The organism is Terriglobia bacterium (assembly GCA_036496425.1).
GTDB lineage: Bacteria > Acidobacteriota > Terriglobia > 20CM-2-55-15 > 20CM-2-55-15 > 20CM-2-55-15.
On the sequence record DASXLG010000198.1, the window covers coordinates 19,693 to 40,566 of the forward strand.

Here is a 20,874-nt window from a genome sequence, read left to right on the forward strand (position 1 = left end):
CCTTTTCCACGCACCTTTTTGCTTCACAGCGTTCGAGGAAGGGGATAACTTCTCCGTTATTATGAAGAACCCAACAAAGCTCTTCTTAGTCTTGATGTTGTTTCTCGTGTCTTTGGTTATTTTTGCGCAGACGCCACGACCGGCGGCCCAGCGGCCATTCACTCCGGTAACCCAGAAGATGCTGGAGAACCCCAGTCCGGATGATTGGCTGATGTTCAGCCGCACCTACGATGCGCAGCGCTACAGCCCGCTGAAGCAAATCAACAAACAGAATGTCGGGCAGCTCAAGATCAGCTTTACTTTCGACCTGCCCGCTGGAACAACGGAAACGATTCCGCTCGTTCACGACGGCGTGATGTACCTCACTCTCCCGTCGGGCGCCGTGCGCGCACTTGACGCGGCAACGGGCACCACGATCTGGGAATACAAGCGGCCGGGGAACGGCGGGCGTTCCAAGACTCTCGGGATCTTTCAGGATTTGATTTTATACACCGCGCCCGACAGTTATGTTGTCGGCATTGACGCGCGCACCGGTGAGATGCGCTGGCAGTCGAAGGTTGAAACGCGCGGCAATTCGTCCGGGCCGCTCGTGGTCGACGGCAAGGTGATCTCCGGCGGTTCCTGCAGCGGGAATCGCAACAACTGCTTCATCTCGGCGCACGACGCGATGAGCGGCAAGGAACTGTGGCGGTTTTACACCACTCCCGCGCCGGGCGAACCCGGGGATGAAAGCTGGGGAGGCGCGGATGTAAAAAACCGGCAGGCTTCGACCTGGGGATTGCCCGGCACCTACGATCCCGTCCGCAAGATGCTCTACTGGGGCGTCGCCAACCCGATGCCCGACCAGCGCACGGCACGGCACGACGGCAACCCTGACGCCGTTTCCCGGTCCGCCCCTGCAGATCTTTACAGCAATTCGACCATCGCGCTGAATCCGGAGACGGGGAAACTGGCCTGGTACTACCAGCATTTGCCCGGCGACGACTGGGACTCCGACTTCACGCATGAGCGCACCCTGTTGCGCACACGCGTCGCCCCCGATCCGAAGTACGTGAAGTGGATCAATCCCACAGTCACGTCCGGCCAGCAGCACGATGTTGTCGTCGCTATTGGTGAAGCCGGCGGAATCTTCATGCTTGATCGCAACGACGGAAAATTCCTCTGGGCCACGCCATTTCCGGCAGACGATCCGAAGTTTGTCCTCTCCGGCATCGATGTGAAGACCGGTAAGACGTCCATCAACTGGGATAACGTCTTTAAGAAACCCGGTGAAAACCACATCATCTGTTTCTGGAACACGCGCAGCTACTGGCCCACGGCGTACAGCCCGGCAACGAACTCGCTCTACACGTCGTATATCGACAACTGCCGTGACCTGACCGTCGGCGGACCCGCGGCGCGCGGCGGACAATTGAACGTCATCCCCAGGCCGGGTTCCAACCCTGATGAACTCACCGGTCTCGCGAAAATCGATCTCACGACAGGCAAGATCCTGAAGTTTGACGTCGGCCGGGCTCCCGGCAATGGTGCGATGCTGGCGACGGCGGGCGGACTGATTTTCCACGGAGACCTCAGTGAGAAGTTCAAGGCTTTTGACGCCGAAACCGGAAAGGAACTTTGGCAAACGAAGCTGGTCGGCAACATTTCCGTCAGCACCATCACTTATGCGGTAAAAGAAAAACAATACGTTGCCGTCATGACGGGCGACAACCCGAAGGTTCCGGAATTGTCAAAAGAGGTTCCCGAACTCCATACCCCCAAACACAACGCGGTCTACGTCTTTGCCCTGCCGTAGATTTTCGGGCTTAAATCCTCAGAATTCCCCGTTTGATGGCCGCCACAACCGATTCGGTGCGGCCGCTGACGCCGAGTTTTTCATGAATGCTGATGACGTGTGTTTTCACGGTGCCTTCACTGATGAAGAGGAGCGATGCGATCTCCTTATTGCTCCTGCCGCCGGCGATCAGTTTCAGGACTTCAAGTTCCCGTGGCGACAGAACAGCGCCCTTCATCGTCCGTTCTGCCAGTTGGGCTGCTGCGCGCTCGGATACATGCGTTCCGCCGGCATGTATCTTCCGGACGGCAGTCAGCAGGTCGGCAGTCGAGCAGTCTTTCAGTAGGTATCCCTTCGCTCCGGCTTCCAAGGCGCGAAACACGTTTTCGTCCCCGTCATAAGTGGTTAACACAAGGATGCGGGCTTCGGGGAACTCTCCCCGGATTGCGGAGATGGCTTGAACGCCGTCGACTTCCGGCATGGCCAGGTCCATCAGAGTCACATCCGGTCTGAACTCGCGAAAGCGCTCGATCGCTTCGCGGCCGTTCCTGGCATGCGCGATGACCTTCATGTCGCGTTCGAACTCGAGTACCGAAGCCAGGCCGTCGCGCACGACGGCGTGATCTTCAGTGATGAGAATGCGAATAGCTTCAGGCATTGGGAACGGTCACCAGGATACGAGTGCCGCGTCCCGGGTCACTCAGGATTTTGATTTCGCCGCCCATCTGGCGGGCCCGCTCGCGCATGCCGTCCACTCCAAAGCCCGCAGGCTCACCGCCGCTCATGCCCCGGCCGCTGTCGCCGATCTCCAGATGAACCGAGCCGGTACGGTATGCCAGGAAAATAAAAATACTCGAAGCCTCCGCATGCCGCACGGCATTCGTAAGGGCTTCCTGTGCGATCCGTAGAAGATTGTTTTCACAGGATTCCGCTAGGGAATACGGCTGACCTTCGAGCCTCGTTTCCAGTTTGACGCTCGAATCCGCAAGCAGCTTGTTGCCGATCTGCGCAATGGCATCCAACAGTGTTCCATTTCCAAGGGCGCCTGCGCGCAATGCCGAGACCGAGCGCCGGGCTTCCTCCAGGCTTTCGGTTGCGAGTTGCCGTGCCTTTTCGATACAGCTGCGAACCGATCCGGAACTCTCTTCCATGCGCTGTTCGGCGGCGTTCAACTGCATCATGATGCCGGTGAGACCCTGAGCCAGCGTGTCATGGATATCTCGGGCAAACCGTGTGCGTTCCGCAACGATCGCGCTCCGTTGCCGTTCTTCTGCAATGCGATTGGACTCGAAAAGCGATTCCAGATGTTTGGCGAACAGCGTCACCAGCCAGCCGGCCGTCAGGTAGACGACACACCATGCCGCGTATTGATTCCAATTCCAATTCACATAGTCCATCTGCGAAAGCTGCACGCCGCAGGCAGCCAGCGTCCATGCGATCACATACTCCCTGCTGATGAAGAGGCCCGCAAGAACAATAGTCAGGACCATAACGGCGCCGTACTGGGCATAGGGAAATCCCACCGTTGCCAGTGTAACGGTCTCGACGACTCCGACAAAAAGGTAAGCCCGGGCAGCACCCATCAATTTGGGGTTTCTGGCCGCCCGATGGCAAAGCATCGCTCCCAACAACCAGGCTGCCGGCTGCAGTGTCATAAACAGCAGGCCGCGGGGACCATGTCCGATCCACGGAATGCCGGCCAACTTGAGAAATGTTCCTTGAGCAAACAGCGTCACCGCAGCAACGATAAGGACTTCGCGGAACAATTCAGCCCTCAGCGGCGCGGCGGGTATTTGCCGCCGTTCCTGCCAGTCTTTGAATTTCTGGATTATCGTGTTCGTCATTTTCCATCCTCCGCGCCAGAGAATAGGTCTTCTCTCTTAACAGAAACTATTGACCTTTGGATAGATTTTGGAGTCTATCGAATGGTAGATCCTCACTCTGAACCGTTTTCGTGACAAAATATCTGCATGCATCCCGCGGGAATCAAATTTGGTCTGACCCACCATATGCTTCAACTGCGCGGCTCCGATGTCGTGCTCTCGGATAAACTCCTCGAGTACATGTCGGCCGCTGCGCGGCGGCAGTTGAACGGCAAGCGGATTGACGGCAGCGAACTGCTGGACAATGTGATCAACCGCGGCCTGGGCAGGATGAAACTGGTTGCCACGAGCGAGGCGAGGGGCGAATCGACTTCATTTTTCGTGAAAGTCGAGGTGGTTCTGTTCGAAACGATATATCCGTATGCGGAGCGGGCCGGGATCGGGTACCGGCAGGGCCGCACGTTCTATTTCACGCGGGACTTCGCGGCCGAACTTTCGGAAAGCAAAAAGAGCATGCGCCGCGCCGCCGATGCCTACGGTTATGAAAAGGTGTTGTTCCTGGCTTGCTACGATGCCGTCATCGCCCGCTGCAAGCGCGTCATTCCCGAGGATGCTCGCCACGCCGACCTGCTTGCGCTCTGCATGTTCAAAGCGTATGACGCGATCATCATGAATTCTTTCATGGAACGCTTCGGCACCGGATAGCGCGAGCGCATCCTCACGGTTCGTTGCGGCGATACCAGAAGACGTGATCGATTTTCTCGGGCGAATGTTGCACGGTCATGAAACCTACCGCTCGCAAGCGCGAAACCGGCAATTCCACGATGGCGTTGTTTGTAATGAAGAAGCCTCCCGGCCGCAACATTGCTTTAATACCTGCAAGTGCGAGCGACTGGTCGAGCCTGTCGTAATAGACAAAGACATTGGTCGCAATGACAAGGTCGAAGGGCGGTCCCGTCCATTTGTCGGTCACCACGTTAAAATCGACCGGCGTGACGCGGGCGGCGACTTCGGGCCGCACCGCAATCGTACGAAGTTCGAGTTCCTTGCCGTTCTCTGACGGCCGGGGGAGCGGCGTTTCCGCGCCGATTCGATCTCCGAGGTTTCTCCAATAGGTGAGGAGGGCAGGTGTCCAATGCGGGCCGGGATCGAGCGGCAATCGGAGCAGATACGAAGCTCCGGCATTGGCGCGATTCCGCATTGCAAGGATGTGATCATTGACCCGCGGACTGATGTCGAAGGTGGTGAGTTCAATCCCGGACGGCCCCGCCGCCAGTCCAAGCCGCACGAGCGAATCGATCGACGTGAAAGGTTGCAGCGTCTGAACGGGATAAAAGTCATACCCGGTATTCTTGTCGGAGAAGTCGAGTCCAGGCCCGATTACAGCCACGCGGTGAATGTCATTCGGCGGAAGTAGTCCTTGATTCTTCATCATCCGCAGCGCTTGTTCAATTGCATAGCCCGGCAGGATGGATGTGTCGAGTGACAGGCCCCGGTCCCGAAACAGCGTAGATTCGACCATGACCTGGCCCGCGACATCGCCCGCCCGGAATTCCTCCCCGCGACGCTTGTATTTCCGCCGCTCAGCCACAACGCGTTCGACCTCGGCTTGAAGGTGCCGTTCGAGCCGCGCGCGCTCCTCAGCGGTCTTGAATCCGTATCCCTGGCTCTGAAGCAGCCGGCGGGCAAAAGCACTGCGTTCATCCGGATCCGCCGACCCAAGCACAGAAATCAGGTCTTTGGTCCGCTTCGAGATGAGCCGCGGCAAGTCCCCCGAAATTGCGGACACATCAAACGGGACTCCCGGCTGCCGGGTAAATGAAGTTCCGAACAACAGCCAGTTGACTACGGTGTCCTCGTCTCCGCGCAAGAGCCGTGCACGAATGTCACGGTCGTGCCCGATCACCCACTCCGGCCAGGCTTTGCGTTGAGCGGATACGTCGGAAGTCTTCAACTCAGGCGGCAGAAGCTCGCTCACAAACGCCAACACCTGCTGTACATCGGTGTACTCCGTGAGCGAATTCCCGGCAGACGTGCGCACTGAAAGCCAGGCCAGGCAGGCGAGGATGGTAAACGATTTCAGCCGCAGATGACGCGGATGACGCAGATGGCCCAGAGCCTGTTTGCCCTCTATCTGCGTCATCCGCGTCATCTGCGGCTTTTCAGAAGTTCAACCGGAGTTGCGCCTTAAACATCCGATGGCTGTTATTCTTCGTCTGGATGCTCCCGAAGGGTGAAGTACTGGTGTTGGTGGACAGGTTCGGGGCTCCCATGAGGGGATGGTTAAAGACGTCGGTCGAATCCATGCGGATTTGGAAGCTCTTCGACTCCGAGAGCCGGATGACCTTCGTCAGCGCCGCGTCGAAGTCCCAGGTTCCAGGAAGTTCCAGCGTCTTTTGACCGAGAGTACCTCGATGTCCCGGCTGAGGTTGCTGAAGTACGATGTGGCCGGTAGTGGAATCCGTGACCGCCAGCAGCGTGCAATAGGGTTGGAGCACTGCAGCGATCTGGGCGCATTGAGGATCGGCGGTATTTGCGGTGTACCTGCCGCCGAAGACATTTCCGGCGTTGCCGCTCCACTGAACGTGCCCGAAGGGCTTTGCCGAAAAGGGCCCGACGACGTCCGGCACACCGTTGCCATACAGCGTATTGCTCGCAGTGATGCTGACGGGGTTCCCGCTGCTGGCCTGGATAAGCCCGCTGGTTTGCCATCCCCCGACGACGCGATCGATCCATTTGCCGGTATTGCCCAACAGCGTGCGACCCGTTCCAATCGGCAGTGCGTAAGTGTAGTTTGCGCGCAAATCCTGCGTCACGTGAGTCGGGGCAAGGTTATAGTCAGGGTCTCTGTTCGCAGGATTGGTGTAGCTGCTGGGGGAAAGCGCCAGCGACCGCGACCAGATATAGGTGCCCTGAAAAGTCAGGCCTTGCGCGGCCCGAATGTTGGTTTGAACCTGCAGCGAGTTGTAATTGGACTTGCCGGTGTTGGTTTCATAAAACGCGCTATTAACCTGGGGATTGGCGTTGATCCAATTTGCGGGGAATAACCCGGCGGGGGCTACATAATTCGAGGGGATAGTGCTTCCACTGTTTCCCCCCGCCACGTTGAATCCCAGGTTCGCGCGCTTGAGCACGGTGCCGCGTTCCCCGGAAGTACCGAAATTGACCGTTCCGCTAGCTCCGGTTCCGGTGCCGTTGAAAACATTGAGGGCGCTGGCAAGGCTATTGTAATCGCCGTTGGCCAGGGCGGTCCTGAATGTTGAACTCAACCGAAGAGCCTGAGATCCCGTCTGCGTCGTGCCATTGACGGCGCCACATAAGGCAGCCGGGTTGGAAGGATCACATCCCGCCACGCCGGGATTGAGATTCAACCCCATAAAAATCTGGTCGAACAGCGGATCGTTTCCACCCTTGCGCACCGTCTCGAAGGCATTGAACAGTGGAGCGTTGTAAAACACATTCGGAATGTTGAGGTCCCATATACCGTCCAGCTTCAGGCCGCGCGTTCCGATGTAACGGACATCGAGACTCAGCTTCCGTGTAATTTCTCGAGTGACCGAAAGCGTCAGGTTCTGGATGTAGGGATTCGGTGTGTTGGTTTGAAAAGCGTAGAGGTTCTGAGTCGGTTTCGTAATCGGAAACGGCGCCAGCGGCTGCACCGTTGGGGCTATGGGGACCATGCTGGGGAGATTTGTCAGATCGAAGTAACTGCCATCCAGTGGCCCGCTGGTCATAGCGAGAGTGCTGAAGCCCGGATTCAGCAAATTATCGTTGACGAGGTTGCCAAGATTTCCGGGTTTGACGTAGCTGATTTGATAACCGCCGCGAATGTTGGTCTTTCCCTTTCCCTCCCAGGGGGGCTGCCAGGAAAAGCCGACGGCCGGCCCAAGAGTCTTCCAATCGTTCTTGTACAATCCACGGCTTGGATTCGCACTGTTTGGTCCTACCAGTTCGATTTGCGTCTGATTGGCGAGATTCACGGGGCCCACGCCCGGCTTCAACCAATCGCTGAAGCTTCGGCCCGTCACTCCGAGCAGGGCGAGCCCTCCGCCGACCGGCTGTGGTGTCAATCCATTATGGGAGTAGGGGGTTCCGTAATGCTCGTACCGCAGGCCAATGTTGAGTGTGAAGTCCGGGCGCACTTTCCAATCGTCTTTCACGAACGTGGCCCAGTCGTTCTGATTCACGTAGCTGAGCTTCCTGGCGTGGACCGAAAAGTCCTGCCACTGCGGATTAGTCGGGCTGGAAACGTAGTAGTACATTTGCGCGCTGTTGAGGGACCCTGAAAGGAAATACAACAGGCTGTTCGCATTGGTCGCGTTGTTGGCTGCGAAATTCGGTATAGCCGCGTTGGCCGTGAATTTCGTATTGGGATTATTTCCCGCGCCGCCCAAAGCTTTGGGGATGGGCGCCGCAGGCGTTTCATAGCCGTAGGTATAGGTATAACGCAGGTCCACGCCTACCTTGAACGCGTGCTTACCCTTCGTCCAACTGAGCGTGTCCGCCCATTGGAACAGCGGCGTGTAATTGCCTTGCTGGGCGCAACCGGTCGAGCAGGTAAAACTGACCGTGGTCAGTCCGTTGACACCGGCGGGAGAGTAGGTGATCGGGATGCCTCCCTGTCCGTTCAGCATCAATGAGAGCGGGACCTGCCGCGCACTGACATCGGGAACTTCCCAGGGCGCCCAGACATAATGCCAGTTTGCCCGGTAACCGAAGCGGCCTTCATTGAGCAGCGCCGATGACAGCGTCGATGTCAGGTTGACCGTCAAAACACGAGGCTTCCGAAGCGTCTTCGAAAGATATCCACCGGGCCACTGCACGGTTGGACCCGAAACCGGGATGTAGTCATTCGGTATCGTCTGATAACTGCCGTTGATCGCAACTTTGTTGCGTGAATTGAAGTTGTGGTCGAGCTTAAGGTTCTCTTGATGGTTGTTGGCAACGAAGCTGACTCCGTAAGCCGTATTCAGGTCTCCCGTCCCATCCAGGGCATATTGCCATTGATATATCGCGGTGTTGAGACCATCACCGCCGTCAAAAACATTGGCATGCGGCATGTATTGCAGATATCGCTTGCTGAATCCGGCCGGATCCATAGCCTTCCGGTTGGGATCCCACGAAACGCCCGGTTGGACAACGGCGTCGGAGCAGTCCGGCCTGGCCGGCGTGTTCAACAGCGGGCCGAAGACGCTGAAGTATCGAAGCTGTCCTGTATATGGAGTGCCGTTAGGATTGATGGCCGGCATCAGAGGAGCGCCGAAAGAATCCACGGAGGGACCGTAGACCGGATTGGCGGTACCGAGGGCGCTTTGCAAGGTGTTAATGTTTCCGTTCTGGTATGAGTCCCAGTACCGGAAAATCCCGTTCCTTGCGCAGTCGGTCAGCACGACAGGCCGCATCTGCGTGCGGTCGCGCTCCAATTGCTGGTCGAACAGGAAGAAGAAGAATGTTTTATTTTTCTTGATCGGTCCGCCAAGATCGAACGTGTATTCGTTCTCGTTCTGCCAATTCGGCTGGCCCGGGGTCCACACGCCCCGAACGACTTGTTTGTTGTTCGTCCACGTGTTGGCATTGAGCGCGGAGTTGGTAAGATTCCACACGCCGGCGCCATGGAACTGGTTGGTTCCCGAACGTGTGCTGATCTGAACCTGTCCGTTGCCGCGCCCTGTTTCCGCGTCGACGGGCGCGAGGATGACACGGAACTCGCCGACCATGTCCGGGTTCAGGAGAGTCGTCGAACCCACTCCATAGGCGTAGCGTCCTTCCTGGACGCTGAGGCCGTCTCGCGTCGTGTTGACGCCGCTTTCACCTGCGGGGATGCCGGCGAAGGTTGCTGTTGATGAATAGATACCGCCCTGGACGCCCGGCATCGTGTTGATGAGGTTGAGCACATTGGTGCTCACCAGGGGGAGGTCAGTGACCGTCTTCTGCGTCAGAACCTGGCCTATCGTCGGAGATGACTCGGCAATCAGCGCCGTTGCCTGCGCGGTGACTTCAACCGTTTCCGCCGCCGCGCCCACATCGAGCGTGAAGTTGTAACGCCCCGTGGTGTTGGCGCCGAGTTGAAGGTCGTTCAAGACTCGCGTCTTGAAGCCCGGCAGCTCTGCAGTCAACTTGTAAGTTCCCGGCAGAAGGCTGGGAATGGTGTAAGCCCCGGATTCATTGGTGATGACTGGTATCGCAACACCGGTTTGTGTGTTTGCCGCCGTCACCATCACGCCGGGAATGTAGGCGCCGCTGGCATCCTGCACGAATCCCTCAACCGTTGCATTACCGAATTGCGCAAATATGTTGGTCGACGACATACCAAGGCAAAACAGCAGGGCTGCTGCCATAAATAGACGTTTCATAGGCGACTCCCATGTGGATACGAAGACCCACTTGAAAGCGCGTCCTGCGCCGGACCCAATTTTGTTCAAACAGTAAAGTTGGGGCGACTATACAAAAATTCGCTGGAGATCCAAACAAAAACTTTGAGAGGGACGTGCGTGAGGTAGGTCATTCGCGGCTCAGAATGGGACGCGAAGACAAACAGGGGAGGGTTTTTCGGTGCCGTAGCCCTAGCTCGCCGTAGTCGACTGGACGCTGAGGGCGTGTGGAGCGCTTTTTTGAGGCAGAGGAATCCTGCGGACGAGCAGCGCCATCATGGCGGATACAAGAGCGAGGGCGGCGCTGCCGTAAAAGGCATAGTTCCAGGTGCCGGTCTTTTCTAACAGCGTGGCGGCGATGCCGCTGCCGAGCAAGGCTGCAAAGCCCTTCGCGCTATACAGAAAACTGTAATTCTGGGCGGAGTTTTTGCTGCCGTAGAAATCGCCCGAGACGGCAGGGAACAGCACGTAGAGTTCTCCCCAGGTGAGAAACACGAGTACCATCAGCACGACGAACATCACGTCGCTGGTGCGCCCCAGCGTTGTGGCGGCAACCAGAAAGAAGGCCTGGAGCAGGAACGCCGTGAACATGGTGCGCTCACGGCCGAGATGATCCGATACCCAGCCCCACAGGATGCGGCTGAAGCCATTGGCGAGCGGCGTCAGTACCAGCGCCACCAGCACCGCTCCCGCGCTAATCTTGAAGTCGGTGGCTACCGGCTTGAGTTGCGCAGTCACCATCAGCCCGCCAATTCCGATCGAAAGCATCGCCACGAAAAGAAAATAGAACTGCGGCGTGCGCAGCATCTCCGACGAAGTGAATTCGAGATCGTGACGCCGGACTTTGGGCTTCACGGCCGCCGCCGCGACTTTATACGTCGAAGGAGGGTTCACCATCACGATGCCGGCCAGCGCGATCACGACTCCGTGCGTAATACCGGTCCAGAAGAACGTGTCGGAATAGCCGATGGTCCGGATCAGCCGTTCGAACAGCGGATTGAAGGCCGCCGCGCCCATTCCATATCCGGCAGTGATGAGGCCCGAAGCCATCCCGCGCCGGTCCGGAAACCATTTCACCGCCATCGCCACTCCACAGGCGTAAACGCAGGCCACGCCGATGCCCGCCATTGCGTAGAAGGCGTAAAACGAAGTCAGAGTCTCGACGTGTCCCAGCGAACCCCAACCGATGGCACAAACGACCCCCGAGAAGACCATCAGAATCCGCGGACCGGTTTTATCGATGAACGACGCCAGGAACGGCATGGTCCAGGTGCCTGCGGCGATGAACAGACCAAAACCCCACTGGACATCGGATAAGTGCCAGTGCTGTTGCGCATGCGCCTTGACCATCGGCTGGGCAAACAGCGTCCAGGCATACTGAAGGTTGCCGATCATCACCATCCCGACGAAGGCGGACCACAACCGTACCCATCGATTCATCTTGAACTCCCGCGAGGCAGATCATACCCCAGAAATCGAAATAGGCAGACGCCCTCGTTTCCGACCAATGCTAATATTCCCCTCACATTTTTGCGAGGTGACACATGGGAAGCCGGATGTTCGAAATCAGGGCGAATCTCGAGCACGAGTACAGCGACGTTTTTACGCCGGAGGCTTTGGTGGCTCTGGACGCTCTGGCCAAATTCGACGATGAACGGAAATCCGTTCTGGCCACCCGCACCGCCCGCCGTGCGGCACGATTTCGGAACAAGGAGCGCATCGCGTTCCTCGATCCCTCAGCCACCATCGGGCGCACGAAGATAAAGGTGCAGGATGCGCGGGCCGGGAATTTCATCGGCAGCGAGATTCCAAAAGACCTGCAACGCCAGTGGACCCAGGGTACAGGCCCGGCCGCGAAGCCGAACACTCCGCTCGACAAGAGCATCCGCAATATCGCTTACGCTCTGCTTTCCGGCGCCGATGGCTGGATGTTCGACGGCGAAGACGCGCTCGGGCAGACCAACACGATGTCGCTCGACAACCAGCGGAACCTCAAGCTGGCAATCCATCGCGATGCCGCATTCATGAAACCGGCAGAGCTGGTTGCCGCGGAGATGAACCAATGGGCCAAAGGTTTCTTTGGAAAACCGATTATCAGCGACTGGGTTAAGCAACTCGATTTCACCACCAAGATCTTTCGTGCGCGCGGCCTGCACCTGGAGGACCGACACATCCGCTCCACAAAAGGCGGCGGATTTTCGGCCTCGATCGTCGATGCGACGCTGTTTCTTGTGAACAACCACAAACGTCTCCGGCAGGACGGCTGCTCGCTTGCGCTTTACCTTCCGAAAATCCAGACCGCCGAAGAAGCGGCACTGTGGAGCGACATTCTGTCTGCGCTCGAGCAGCATCTCGGACTGCCCGACGGCGCTGTGAAGGTCTATGTCCTTGTCGAGCAAATCGAAGCCACATTCCAGTTGATGGAAATTCGAGCGGCGCTGGGAAAACACTTCATCGGATTCAATACCGGCCGCTGGGACTACATCAATAGCGTGTCGGATGCGCTGGCCTGGGATAAGGACTTCGTGAATCCCAATATCGACGCAATCATCATGACGTACGGCTACATGCGGATCTACGAAGATCGCGTCCGCCGCGCCTGCAGCACTCCGGACAAACTGGGCCAATTCGCTTTATGGCAGGGAGGCATGGAACCGAATATTCCAGTGGGCTCGGAGGCCGGCGTCTCCGCCGCCATGAAGAAGGCCGTCGCGGGTGCGGAGCGCGAGCAGCGCGAAGGGGCCTGCGGAAAGTGGGTGGCGCACTGGAAGATGGTGCACATCATCCGCCCGGTCTGGGAAAAGGCCGGAGAAGCCAATCAGATGGGACGCAAGTTCCCGCCGCTCACCTATACCAGTGCCGACGCGGACGGTCTCATTCTGCTTGAGCCGGCGCCGCGCACCGTTCGCGGCGCGCGCGATCTGCTGAGCGTTGCGGTGCAGTACGGTAACGCCTTCGGCCAGGGCTTGCAGGCCGCGGCGTTGAAGCCGGCGGACTTCTTCGGAAATGAAGACGTGCTGTATCTGATGGAAGACATGGCTACGGGTGAGATTCGCCTCAGTATTCTCTGGGAATGGCTCCACAAGAATGCGACGTTCACCGCGGACGATCCCGAAACCGGAGTCAAGGCGGGCGATCAATTTACGGCAGACTTGTGTAAGCGCCTTCTGGCTGAAGAGTACGAGAAGCTGCGAAAGGCCACCAATCGCGACGTGCACGACGATTCCAAGAACACGACCCTGCCGATCGCGCGCGCAATTGCCGAAACCTATGTCCTGGATGACGTCAAGCTGCCGTGGTTTGTGGATCTGCTGAATATCAATCTGAACAACTACGATTTGACCGAGGCGAAACGCCGCATCCGCCTGCTCGCGGACGCGTTTCGCAAGGATGGAACCAGAATCACGGAGAATCTGGATTTCGACCGCAAGGGCAGCGCGGGCGGGGTGTAGTTCGTTCCGTTCCCGAACCTAGTTCCCGATCTGCAGCCCGCCCATAAGTACGGTGCCCTCGACGATCAGCCGCTTGCTGCTGTCACCGGCCCGCGTATGGTCGTCGACGCCGCCGAGCACCGGAGTGACATGGTTGACGACGGTCCAGTTCGCGGGAACATGAAGTTCGACCGCGCCCATGACAGTGGTGATGTCGATTGTGGCTTCGCTGCCTTGCATCACCGCATCCCGCAGGTCCAGCTTTACCGCGCCGAGGAAGGCGTTCGCTTCGCCGCTGCGAAAGTTCTGCGAATCGTTCTGACGATCGACGGCGCCGAGAACCGCCGTTTCATCAAAGTTCGCATCCGTGATTTTGCCGTGCCGCTCCGATGCGTGTGAACCGGGGCCATTTACAAAGAAAAACACGATCAGTGCGAGAATGATGATTCCGACCACCGGCTCGCTTGAACGAAACTCACGTCTCCTCGGCGGCACCGGTCGCTTTTCTTCTGTGGCCATGGCTCACCTCTACGTAATGACCGAAATGTAGCGGAAACTCCTTCGAGCGGCCACTAAATATCGGCGAGTGGCGGCGGAATACCGGTAAACCGGGGCGTCAAGTCTTTCGTGCAGTATAATTTTCGAAGGATGCATATCGAAGACAAAGTCCTGGATGCGATGGGACGGGCGATGGGGAAGTTCTCCATGTTGCGCCCGGGCGATCGCGTCGCCGTCGGCGTCTCCGGGGGAAAAGACAGCCTCACCCTGCTTCATGCCTTGGTTGCATACAGGAAGCGCGCGCCATTTCCTTATGAAGTGATCGCAGTGACGCTGGAGCAGGGCAAGTTCAAGCTTCCGATTCTTGCCCTGGAAGAGAAGATCCGGGCTCTTGGCGTCGAGTGGATCGTTCGTGAAGATGCCGCAACGCTTCGGCTCATCGCCGACAGCGTCGAGCATGGCTGCAACGTCTGCAGCCGCAACCGGCGCTACAACCTTTATAAGATCGTTTCCGAACTTGGCTGCTCGACTCTCGCGCTCGGCCATACCGCGGATGATTGCGCGGAATCGTTGCTTCGGAACATTCTGTTCAATGGCCGCATTGCCTCATTGCCTCCTGTATCTCAATCTCAGAAGGGAAGTGTGCGGTTGATCCGTCCGCTGGTATACGTTACGGAGGATATGTCGACGGAGTATGCGAAAAGCCGCGGCTTTCTTCCGATCGCGTGCGTCTGCAGTGAAAAAGAAAGTATTCGCCGCGAGATCCGGGCGTTTCTCGACTCGATGAAGTCCCGGCACATCGGGATTTCGGACTCTATCACTGCCGCCCTGGGGAACGTGAATTTGTACACTCTGTTTGGAGAGAAGCCGCCCGCGCTCGAAGCTTTGAGCGATGACGTATGCACGCCATCCGAGTTCTGATCGCCGACGACCATCCTGTTTTCCGCCAGGGTCTGCTTGCCATTCTCAGAAACGAATCCGAGTTCAAGGTCGTCGGCGAAGCCACCGACGGCCGCCAGGCCCTCGAACTGACGAGGAAGCTGAATCCGGACATTCTTCTCCTCGACCTGGTGATGCCGCAGTTGACCGGTCTCGAGACGCTGCGCGAACTTGCCGGAACACCGGCACCGGTACGGACGATCCTGCTGACGGCATCGATCGAGAAAGAACAGATCGCGCAGGCCCTGCAACTGGGGGCCCGCGGCATTCTTTTAAAGGATGCGCCGACGGATGTTCTGCTATCGGGCATTCGCACCGTCATGAGCGGGCAGTTCTGGGTGGGACAGGACAAGGTCACCGATCTGGTCGAAATTCTTCGCAGCTACATGCCCGCCGAGGAACAACCGAAAGCGCCGAAGAAGACATTTGGTCTGACTGCGAGGGAGTTGGACGTCGTCGCCGCCATCGTCTCCGGCTTTACGAACCGCGAAATTGCAGGGAAGTTCTCCATCAGCGAACAGACCGTGAAGCATCATCTGCGCAACATCTTCGACAAGGTGGGCGTTTCAAACCGGCTGGAGCTTGCGCTGTTCGCCATCAACCATCAATTGGTTTCCCCCGTAAACGGATAGAACTTTCGGGCGATTTTCAAAGCCGGCCTCCAGATGCATCCTTACGCCGTGGATTTGCGCTTTGCTTTGAAGTTACCTGTCGAGTTCCGCCGCCTTGGCTCGAAGCGATGGCTGATGGGATACACCGAAGACATGGGCTCCGCCGGCGTTCTGTTCCGCGCCGGCGAGTGGGTGCAACCCGACAGCAAAATCGAAATGGTGTTTCGAATGCCCGCCGCAGACCCGTGCGACCTGGTCTGCAGCGGAATTGTTTTGCGTGTGGACTTACCCCAGCAGGCCGGCCTGCTCCCCACCATCGCCGCAACGATCGAAGACTACAAATTCGTCCGGCACGTGTAGGCGCGGCTTTATCAGGCCAGCACCTACGCCACCCCGCGCTTCGCTTTGATGTCCGCGAGCAGCTTCTCGATCTCGTCGTCCTTGCCGAGCGAGGCGAGCCGTTCTTCGAGATTGTCATTCGCGATTTCCGCCATGGCCTGTCCCATGGCCTCTTCGCCGTGGACTTTGTTCTTCATCCGATCGAAAGTTCCCATCTTGCTTTCATCCGCAGCGGCAAGCCGCGCCTTACTGGCTTTCGTTAACGCCCGTGAGCGGCGGTGTTTCGCAATCAGCAGTTCGCTCTTGGCCTGAGCTTCGCCGAGCTTCTGATCGAGCTTCTTCATTGCCGACCGCAGGTGGTCGACCTGGGCCTTCTGGTGCTCGATTTCCTCTGCGAAGTTCTGCGCCAGGTCGCGATAGCCGACTGCCCGTTCGAGCGCGGCCCGCGCAAGATCTTCCTGCTTCTTGTCGATGGCGAGCTCGGCCTTTCGCATCCATTCGCCATGCTTATCGTCGTTTTCCTTCTGCTTCTTGCGAAGCAGGTGTTCGTCGGCGATTGCAATCGCGACTTGAGTCTTCACCTGGAGCATTTGATTCTGCATATCGAGAATCACCTGCTTCAGCATTTTTTGCGGATCTTCCGCGCGATCGACCAGATCGTTCAGATTCGCCCGGATCAATGCAGATACGCGTTCCAGTAATGCCATGACATGCTCCTTTGCTTATTAACTTTGTCCAGCCGCCGCGCCGGCAGCGTTCCCTGGGGCGTTGCCGTCGGGCTTGGGCGCCTCGCCGATTCCGCGAATCTTCGAAAAGAGTTCAGACATCTGCATGCCGGACAGCGTTTCGAAGAGGGCGGGGATCTGCGCCGCCATGCTGACCATATCGCCGGTGACTTTGTTCATTCCGGCCGAAGTTCCGTTTCCAGTGGAAACAATGGTGATCTTGTCGACGTTCGAAAGCGGAGCGGCAAGCGCCCTCACGATCTCGGGCAGACCGGTGATCAACTTGTCGACAACAGCCGCCTGGTTGTATTCCTGATAGGCCTCGGCCTTGACGTTCATCGCTTTCGCTTCGGCTTCACCTTTCTTGAAGATGATTTCGGCGTCCGCTTCACCCTGCTGGCGCGTCGCAGCGGCATGGCCTTCGGCTTCCATGGTCAAACGCATTTTCTCGGCCGCTGCCAGAGTCTCGATCCGTTGCCTCTCGACCTCGGCCCCCTTCAACACCTGGGCAATCAGTTCCTTTTCATGGCGGAGAATTTCGGCTTCCTGAACCTTGATCTCCTGTTCCTTTTCGATCTGCCGGATCTTCACCGATTCCGCCGTGATCCGCTGCTGCATGATGTTCGTCTGCAGTTCGTAGGCTTTGTCGGCTTGCGCCTGCTGCTTCGTGGTCATTTCTTTGAATGCGGCTTTCTGGACGTCGAGGTCGCGCTGCGCTTCGGCCTGTTTCGCGGCCGAAAGCGTTTCCGCCAATACCCGTTCCTGGTCTGCCTGAGCTTTCGCCACGGCGGCTGCGCGTTGCGCTTCGGCGCGCTTGATTGCTGTATCGCGCTCGGCTTCGGCTGTCGCGACGTCGGCATCGCGTTTGATGCGTGCGATATCGGGCCGGCCCATGTTTGTAATGTATTCGTTTTTGTCGCGGACTTCCTTGATCGTGAACGAGATGACTTCCAGGCCCATCTTGTTCATGTCCTCCGCACAGGTGGACCGCATCCGTTCGCCAACCATCTCGGGCTGTTTGACGATCTCTTCAACCGTCAACTGGCCGATGATTCCGCGGAGGTGTCCTTCCATGACCAGGCGGATCAATCCTTCGCGTTCGGCCGGTCCCTTGGTCAGAAACTGTTCGGCCGCGGTCTGGATCGATTCCGGATCCGATTTCACCTTGATTTGCGCCACCGCTTCGACGGTGACGGCGACGCCTTGCTTCGTATAGAGGTCCTGCTGGGGCGCCACATCAAAGGACATCAGTTCCAACGACAGGCCCCGGCAGATCTGGAGCATTGGAAGGATCACGGTTCCGTGGCCTTTGATGATTCGTGTGCCGCCGAAGCCATAGACAACGAGCGCTTCATGCGGTCCGGCTTTGCGATAAAGCTTCGCCAGCATGGACATCACAAATACCAGGGCCAGCACCATCAGAACACCGATAACCATCACGTTTGCAGTGACGTTCATAAACTCTCCTTTGAATCAGTTAAGTCGTCCCAGCGGCGGACGTAGGCGACGCCTTTGTCATAGCGGGTAACGATGACTTCCGCATCTTTTTCGATTGCGCTGCCGTCATCGCTTCGGGCTGCCGCACTGCGGCGGGCGCCCGCCTGCGAAAATGCAATCTCCCCTATCCCGCTTTCGCGGATGCGGAAGCTGACGCGGCCCAGAACGCCGATCATGTCGTAGTCCGCCGGATCCAGGGGCTTCTCATCGGCGAGCAGTACTTTCGCGAAAAAAACAAATACCACCGCGCCTGCCGCCAGTCCGGAGCCCACCGCGATCATCAGGGCCAGCCACAGCCACAGCCCCGAGAATCTGGTCAGCAGGTATCCGACTCCGCCAAACCACACCAGAAATGCAGTGATGGTCGAGAGGTTGAAGGCCGATATTCCCTTCGAAGCTGCTCCGCCGCCGTGCCCGATATGCAGATGGCCATGCCCGTGCGGCAGGTGCAGGAAGCCACCGAGGACGGAAATCGCGCTCAACGCAAACCCAACGATGAAACAGAAAAGATAAAAATCCGCCCAGTTCATGTTGTCTGCTCCTTCAGAACCTGCAGCAGCCGGTCCGCCAGCCCCGGCGTGTCCAGGATCTCCGCCAGCAGGATGAAGCACTTCCTCGAATCGTCGTGACGCGCGATCTTCAACATCGCGTCGCACAATTCGGGATCCTCCCGGAACGTTTCCGCTCCGTTGATCAGCCAGAGATCCAGGCTCTGCTCCTCGGTCCGCAAGTCCGACATCAACTCCGTATGAAAGCCATCCGGATCATCGACCAGATATCCCGGATGCACCTTGAAGAACGCCGACAACAGCAGCCTCGTGTCGTTCGTCAGATGCCGCCGGCTGCCGCTTTCGATCTGCGACAGATACGACTGGCTGATCGAGCCCCGCCGTTCCTGCTTGATCGCCCGAACGACTTCCTGCTGCGTCATCTCACGGTCCAGGCCGCGAAGGGTGCCCTCCATTTGCCGAAGGTAGCGAAGTTTTTCACCAAGTGTCATATGTCAGATAGCAATATGTATATTGCATATTGCAATACGATGCAAGAAAAAAAGAAAGGAACACAAGAAGCACAAGAAGCACAAGAAGAACGACTCTTTCTTGTGCCTCTTGTGCTTCTTGTGTTCCTTCTTTTCTATTTACCTATACGGGCGGCGTCCTTTTCGTTTTCGGCGCAGATGTGTTCGAACACATCGGTATCGGGAAGGAGTCGTTCGACAAAGCTGATGGTGAATGGTTTGGTGAATACTTTCGGATCGGTAATCGTCACGGTGACTTCCAGGTGACCGAAATCGCGGCGGTGAAACCGCTCCTGGACGCGCATGTCCTCGGAGTGTCCGTGGCCTCGGGCATCCAGCCAGGTATGATCGTTGAAGCCCATGCTGTCTACAATGAGAGTGTCCCCGTCCCATTTGCCGATCGAATAGCCGAGCCAGGCAGAGGCGGGATCGTCGGGAAGTTTGCGGCCGTCCATGAAGATCTGGCGGAAGATCGTTTCCACTTCGTACAGCATCAGGACTTCGCGCGGGGTCTGCACGATCTTGAACGGCTCGGGGAGCAGATCGGCATGAGGTACCCCATCGGGCATGCACTTCAGGCTCGGGCCGATCACTCCCGGTTGCGTGTTCCGCCGCAACATATCCGCGCCTTCCGGCGTGAGCGGCTCCTGGCCGCGTTGAAAGTCCGAAAGAATATCTCGAAAGTATTTTGAGTTTGCGGATTCGCCTAAACCGAACAGTCCGGGACCGCGGGGTTCCGCTTCGACCTGCCAGATTCCCGAAAGATCTGGCTTTCCATCGAGGCGCGGGGCGGGTCCGGTCATATTAACCTTGCCGTCTGGAGTGCGCGGAGCGTCAGGAGTGGGAAAGTCCGGCCACTGCGCTTGAGCCGACAGGCAAGCACCCAGAATTGCGATTCCGATCGAGATAAGACGGCGCATGCTGATCAAAGAACTCCGGCCTGCCGCATTACCTTTTCACACTTCTGTTTGATCTGCGTCGCTACGTCAAAAGGATCGCCCTGCGTCAGCTCTGCGAGGAAGAGTTCGACCGATAAAGCTCCACGGTACTGCTTTTCCGAAAGCTTCTTGAGTATTGCAACGATGGGAGCCTTGCCGTCTCCGGGGATGACTCTTCCATTGTTGTCGATGATTTCGCGCGGCGTATCCAGAATGTCTTGAAAGTGGACGTGGGCGAGTTCGCCGGGCTGGATGGTATCGAGGTCTTCGAACTTGCTCATCCCCGACCAGAAGTGGAAAAAGTCCAGCATCGGCCGCACGTTGGGATGATTGGCTTCGCGGATCATCTTCAGCGACGTGCTGAGAGTCGCGATGTGCGTGGAGGTGCGGGCAAACTCGATCATCGCCGTGAGGTTGTACTGTTTCGCGATTTCGCCTGCTTCGCGGATGCAATCCGGGGTCGCTTTAAAATCCTCGGTGGTCACTTTCCGGTTCGTCACAGACGGGCAGTAGATCTTCTGCAAGCCGATCGTCGAGAACTGCTCGCAGCGTTTCTTCCAGGTTTCCAGAGAAGCCGCTCGCGCGGGTCCCGGTACCCATAAGTCCGGGAGGACCGCAGCCGACGAGACCGCTGTCAGCCCGAGATCCGTCACAACCTGTTTGGCGGTAGCGAGGCTGTCCGTTTTCAGAAAGCCGTCGAGCATGGTGTCCGTCAGTTCAACGTACTTGATGCCGGCCTTTGCCCAACCCTCGAGAGACTTTCGATATCCCGCCGATCGAGACGTATTCTGGTGAATGGAGAGCAGCATTTTGCCGGAGGGCGCGGTTTGTCCCAGTGCCGCCAGCGGTATCGCAAGTGGAGCCATGAGCATTTTTCTTCTGGAAATCATGCGCGGCAATATACCATCCT

Annotated in this window: 18 protein-coding genes; 6 read left to right on the forward strand and 12 right to left on the reverse strand. The window is 57.8% G+C overall.

Annotated elements, in window-relative coordinates; all coding sequences use genetic code 11:
- Positions 1-106 precede the first annotated feature (106 nt).
- Complete coding sequence (locus tag VGK48_14055) at positions 107-1,795, forward strand: PQQ-binding-like beta-propeller repeat protein (GenBank protein ID HEY2382297.1); 1,689 nt, start codon at positions 107-109, stop codon at positions 1,793-1,795.
- Between the two features lie 10 nt (positions 1,796-1,805).
- Here the strand turns inward: VGK48_14055 and VGK48_14060 are convergent, their stop codons facing one another.
- Both VGK48_14060 and VGK48_14065 read right to left on the reverse strand, forming a co-directional pair.
- The gene (locus VGK48_14060) at positions 1,806-2,432 is read right to left on the reverse strand and encodes a response regulator transcription factor (GenBank protein HEY2382298.1); all 627 of its coding nucleotides are present in this window, start codon (positions 2,430-2,432) and stop codon (positions 1,806-1,808) included.
- On the reverse strand, positions 2,425-3,618 hold the full coding sequence (locus tag VGK48_14065) for a sensor histidine kinase (GenBank protein ID HEY2382299.1): 1,194 nt from the start codon (positions 3,616-3,618) through the stop codon (positions 2,425-2,427). Before VGK48_14065 ends, VGK48_14060 begins: the two co-directional genes overlap by 8 nt.
- 126 nt (positions 3,619-3,744) lie before the next feature.
- On the opposite strand from VGK48_14065, the gene VGK48_14070 reads away from it, so the two are divergent.
- A complete protein-coding gene (locus VGK48_14070; protein HEY2382300.1) occupies positions 3,745-4,302 on the forward strand; it encodes a hypothetical protein in 558 nt (185 codons plus the stop codon).
- A gap of 13 nt (positions 4,303-4,315) precedes the next feature.
- On the opposite strand, the gene VGK48_14075 is transcribed toward VGK48_14070, so the two are convergent.
- From VGK48_14075 to oxlT, 3 genes are all read right to left on the reverse strand, one after another.
- Positions 4,316-5,740 (reverse strand): hypothetical protein, encoded by a 1,425-nt coding sequence (locus VGK48_14075; GenBank protein ID HEY2382301.1) that lies wholly within the window; start codon positions 5,738-5,740, stop codon positions 4,316-4,318.
- A gap of 19 nt (positions 5,741-5,759) precedes the next feature.
- Positions 5,760-9,950 carry a carboxypeptidase regulatory-like domain-containing protein gene (locus VGK48_14080; protein HEY2382302.1) on the reverse strand — a complete coding sequence of 1,397 codons (4,191 nt, stop codon included), beginning with the start codon at positions 9,948-9,950 and terminating at the stop codon, positions 5,760-5,762.
- Between the two features lie 210 nt (positions 9,951-10,160).
- On the reverse strand, positions 10,161-11,408 hold the full coding sequence (gene oxlT / locus VGK48_14085; GenBank protein ID HEY2382303.1) for an oxalate/formate MFS antiporter: 1,248 nt from the start codon (positions 11,406-11,408) through the stop codon (positions 10,161-10,163).
- Positions 11,409-11,524: 116 nt separating this feature from the next.
- Here oxlT and VGK48_14090 point away from each other — a divergent pair, with 116 nt between their 5' ends.
- Positions 11,525-13,420, forward strand: coding sequence for a malate synthase (locus tag VGK48_14090; GenBank protein HEY2382304.1), 1,896 nt, complete (start codon positions 11,525-11,527; stop codon positions 13,418-13,420).
- A gap of 18 nt (positions 13,421-13,438) precedes the next feature.
- Here the strand turns inward: VGK48_14090 and VGK48_14095 are convergent, their stop codons facing one another.
- Positions 13,439-13,918: a LiaF domain-containing protein gene (locus tag VGK48_14095; GenBank protein HEY2382305.1), complete on the reverse strand. Its 480-nt coding sequence runs from the start codon at positions 13,916-13,918 to the stop codon at positions 13,439-13,441.
- A gap of 129 nt (positions 13,919-14,047) precedes the next feature.
- On the opposite strand from VGK48_14095, the gene VGK48_14100 reads away from it, so the two are divergent.
- From VGK48_14100 to VGK48_14110, 3 genes are read left to right on the forward strand one after another with little or no spacing between them, the layout of a single operon-like run.
- Complete coding sequence (locus VGK48_14100; GenBank protein HEY2382306.1) at positions 14,048-14,818, forward strand: ATP-binding protein; 771 nt, start codon at positions 14,048-14,050, stop codon at positions 14,816-14,818.
- Entirely contained in the window at positions 14,797-15,468 is a 672-nt protein-coding gene (locus VGK48_14105) for a response regulator transcription factor (protein HEY2382307.1), read from the forward strand. Before VGK48_14100 ends, VGK48_14105 begins: the two co-directional genes overlap by 22 nt.
- Positions 15,469-15,516: 48 nt before the next feature.
- Positions 15,517-15,807 (forward strand): hypothetical protein, encoded by a 291-nt coding sequence (locus tag VGK48_14110; protein ID HEY2382308.1) that lies wholly within the window; start codon positions 15,517-15,519, stop codon positions 15,805-15,807.
- Between the two features lie 23 nt (positions 15,808-15,830).
- Here the strand turns inward: VGK48_14110 and VGK48_14115 are convergent, their stop codons facing one another.
- From VGK48_14115 to VGK48_14140, 6 genes are all read right to left on the reverse strand, one after another.
- On the reverse strand, positions 15,831-16,493 hold the full coding sequence (locus VGK48_14115) for a PspA/IM30 family protein (GenBank protein HEY2382309.1): 663 nt from the start codon (positions 16,491-16,493) through the stop codon (positions 15,831-15,833).
- 18 nt (positions 16,494-16,511) lie between these two features.
- Complete coding sequence (locus tag VGK48_14120) at positions 16,512-17,969, reverse strand: SPFH domain-containing protein (GenBank protein HEY2382310.1); 1,458 nt, start codon at positions 17,967-17,969, stop codon at positions 16,512-16,514.
- Entirely contained in the window at positions 17,966-18,538 is a 573-nt protein-coding gene (locus tag VGK48_14125; GenBank protein ID HEY2382311.1) for a hypothetical protein, read from the reverse strand. The genes VGK48_14120 and VGK48_14125 overlap by 4 nt, the downstream gene beginning before the upstream one ends.
- A complete protein-coding gene (locus tag VGK48_14130) occupies positions 18,535-19,008 on the reverse strand; it encodes a helix-turn-helix transcriptional regulator (protein ID HEY2382312.1) in 474 nt (157 codons plus the stop codon). Before VGK48_14130 ends, VGK48_14125 begins: the two co-directional genes overlap by 4 nt.
- Before the next feature lie 134 nt (positions 19,009-19,142).
- A complete protein-coding gene (locus tag VGK48_14135) occupies positions 19,143-19,946 on the reverse strand; it encodes a hypothetical protein (GenBank protein ID HEY2382313.1) in 804 nt (267 codons plus the stop codon).
- Positions 19,947-19,951: 5 nt separating this feature from the next.
- The gene (locus VGK48_14140) at positions 19,952-20,854 is read right to left on the reverse strand and encodes a sugar phosphate isomerase/epimerase (GenBank protein HEY2382314.1); all 903 of its coding nucleotides are present in this window, start codon (positions 20,852-20,854) and stop codon (positions 19,952-19,954) included.
- Between the last annotated feature and the right edge of the window lie 20 nt (positions 20,855-20,874).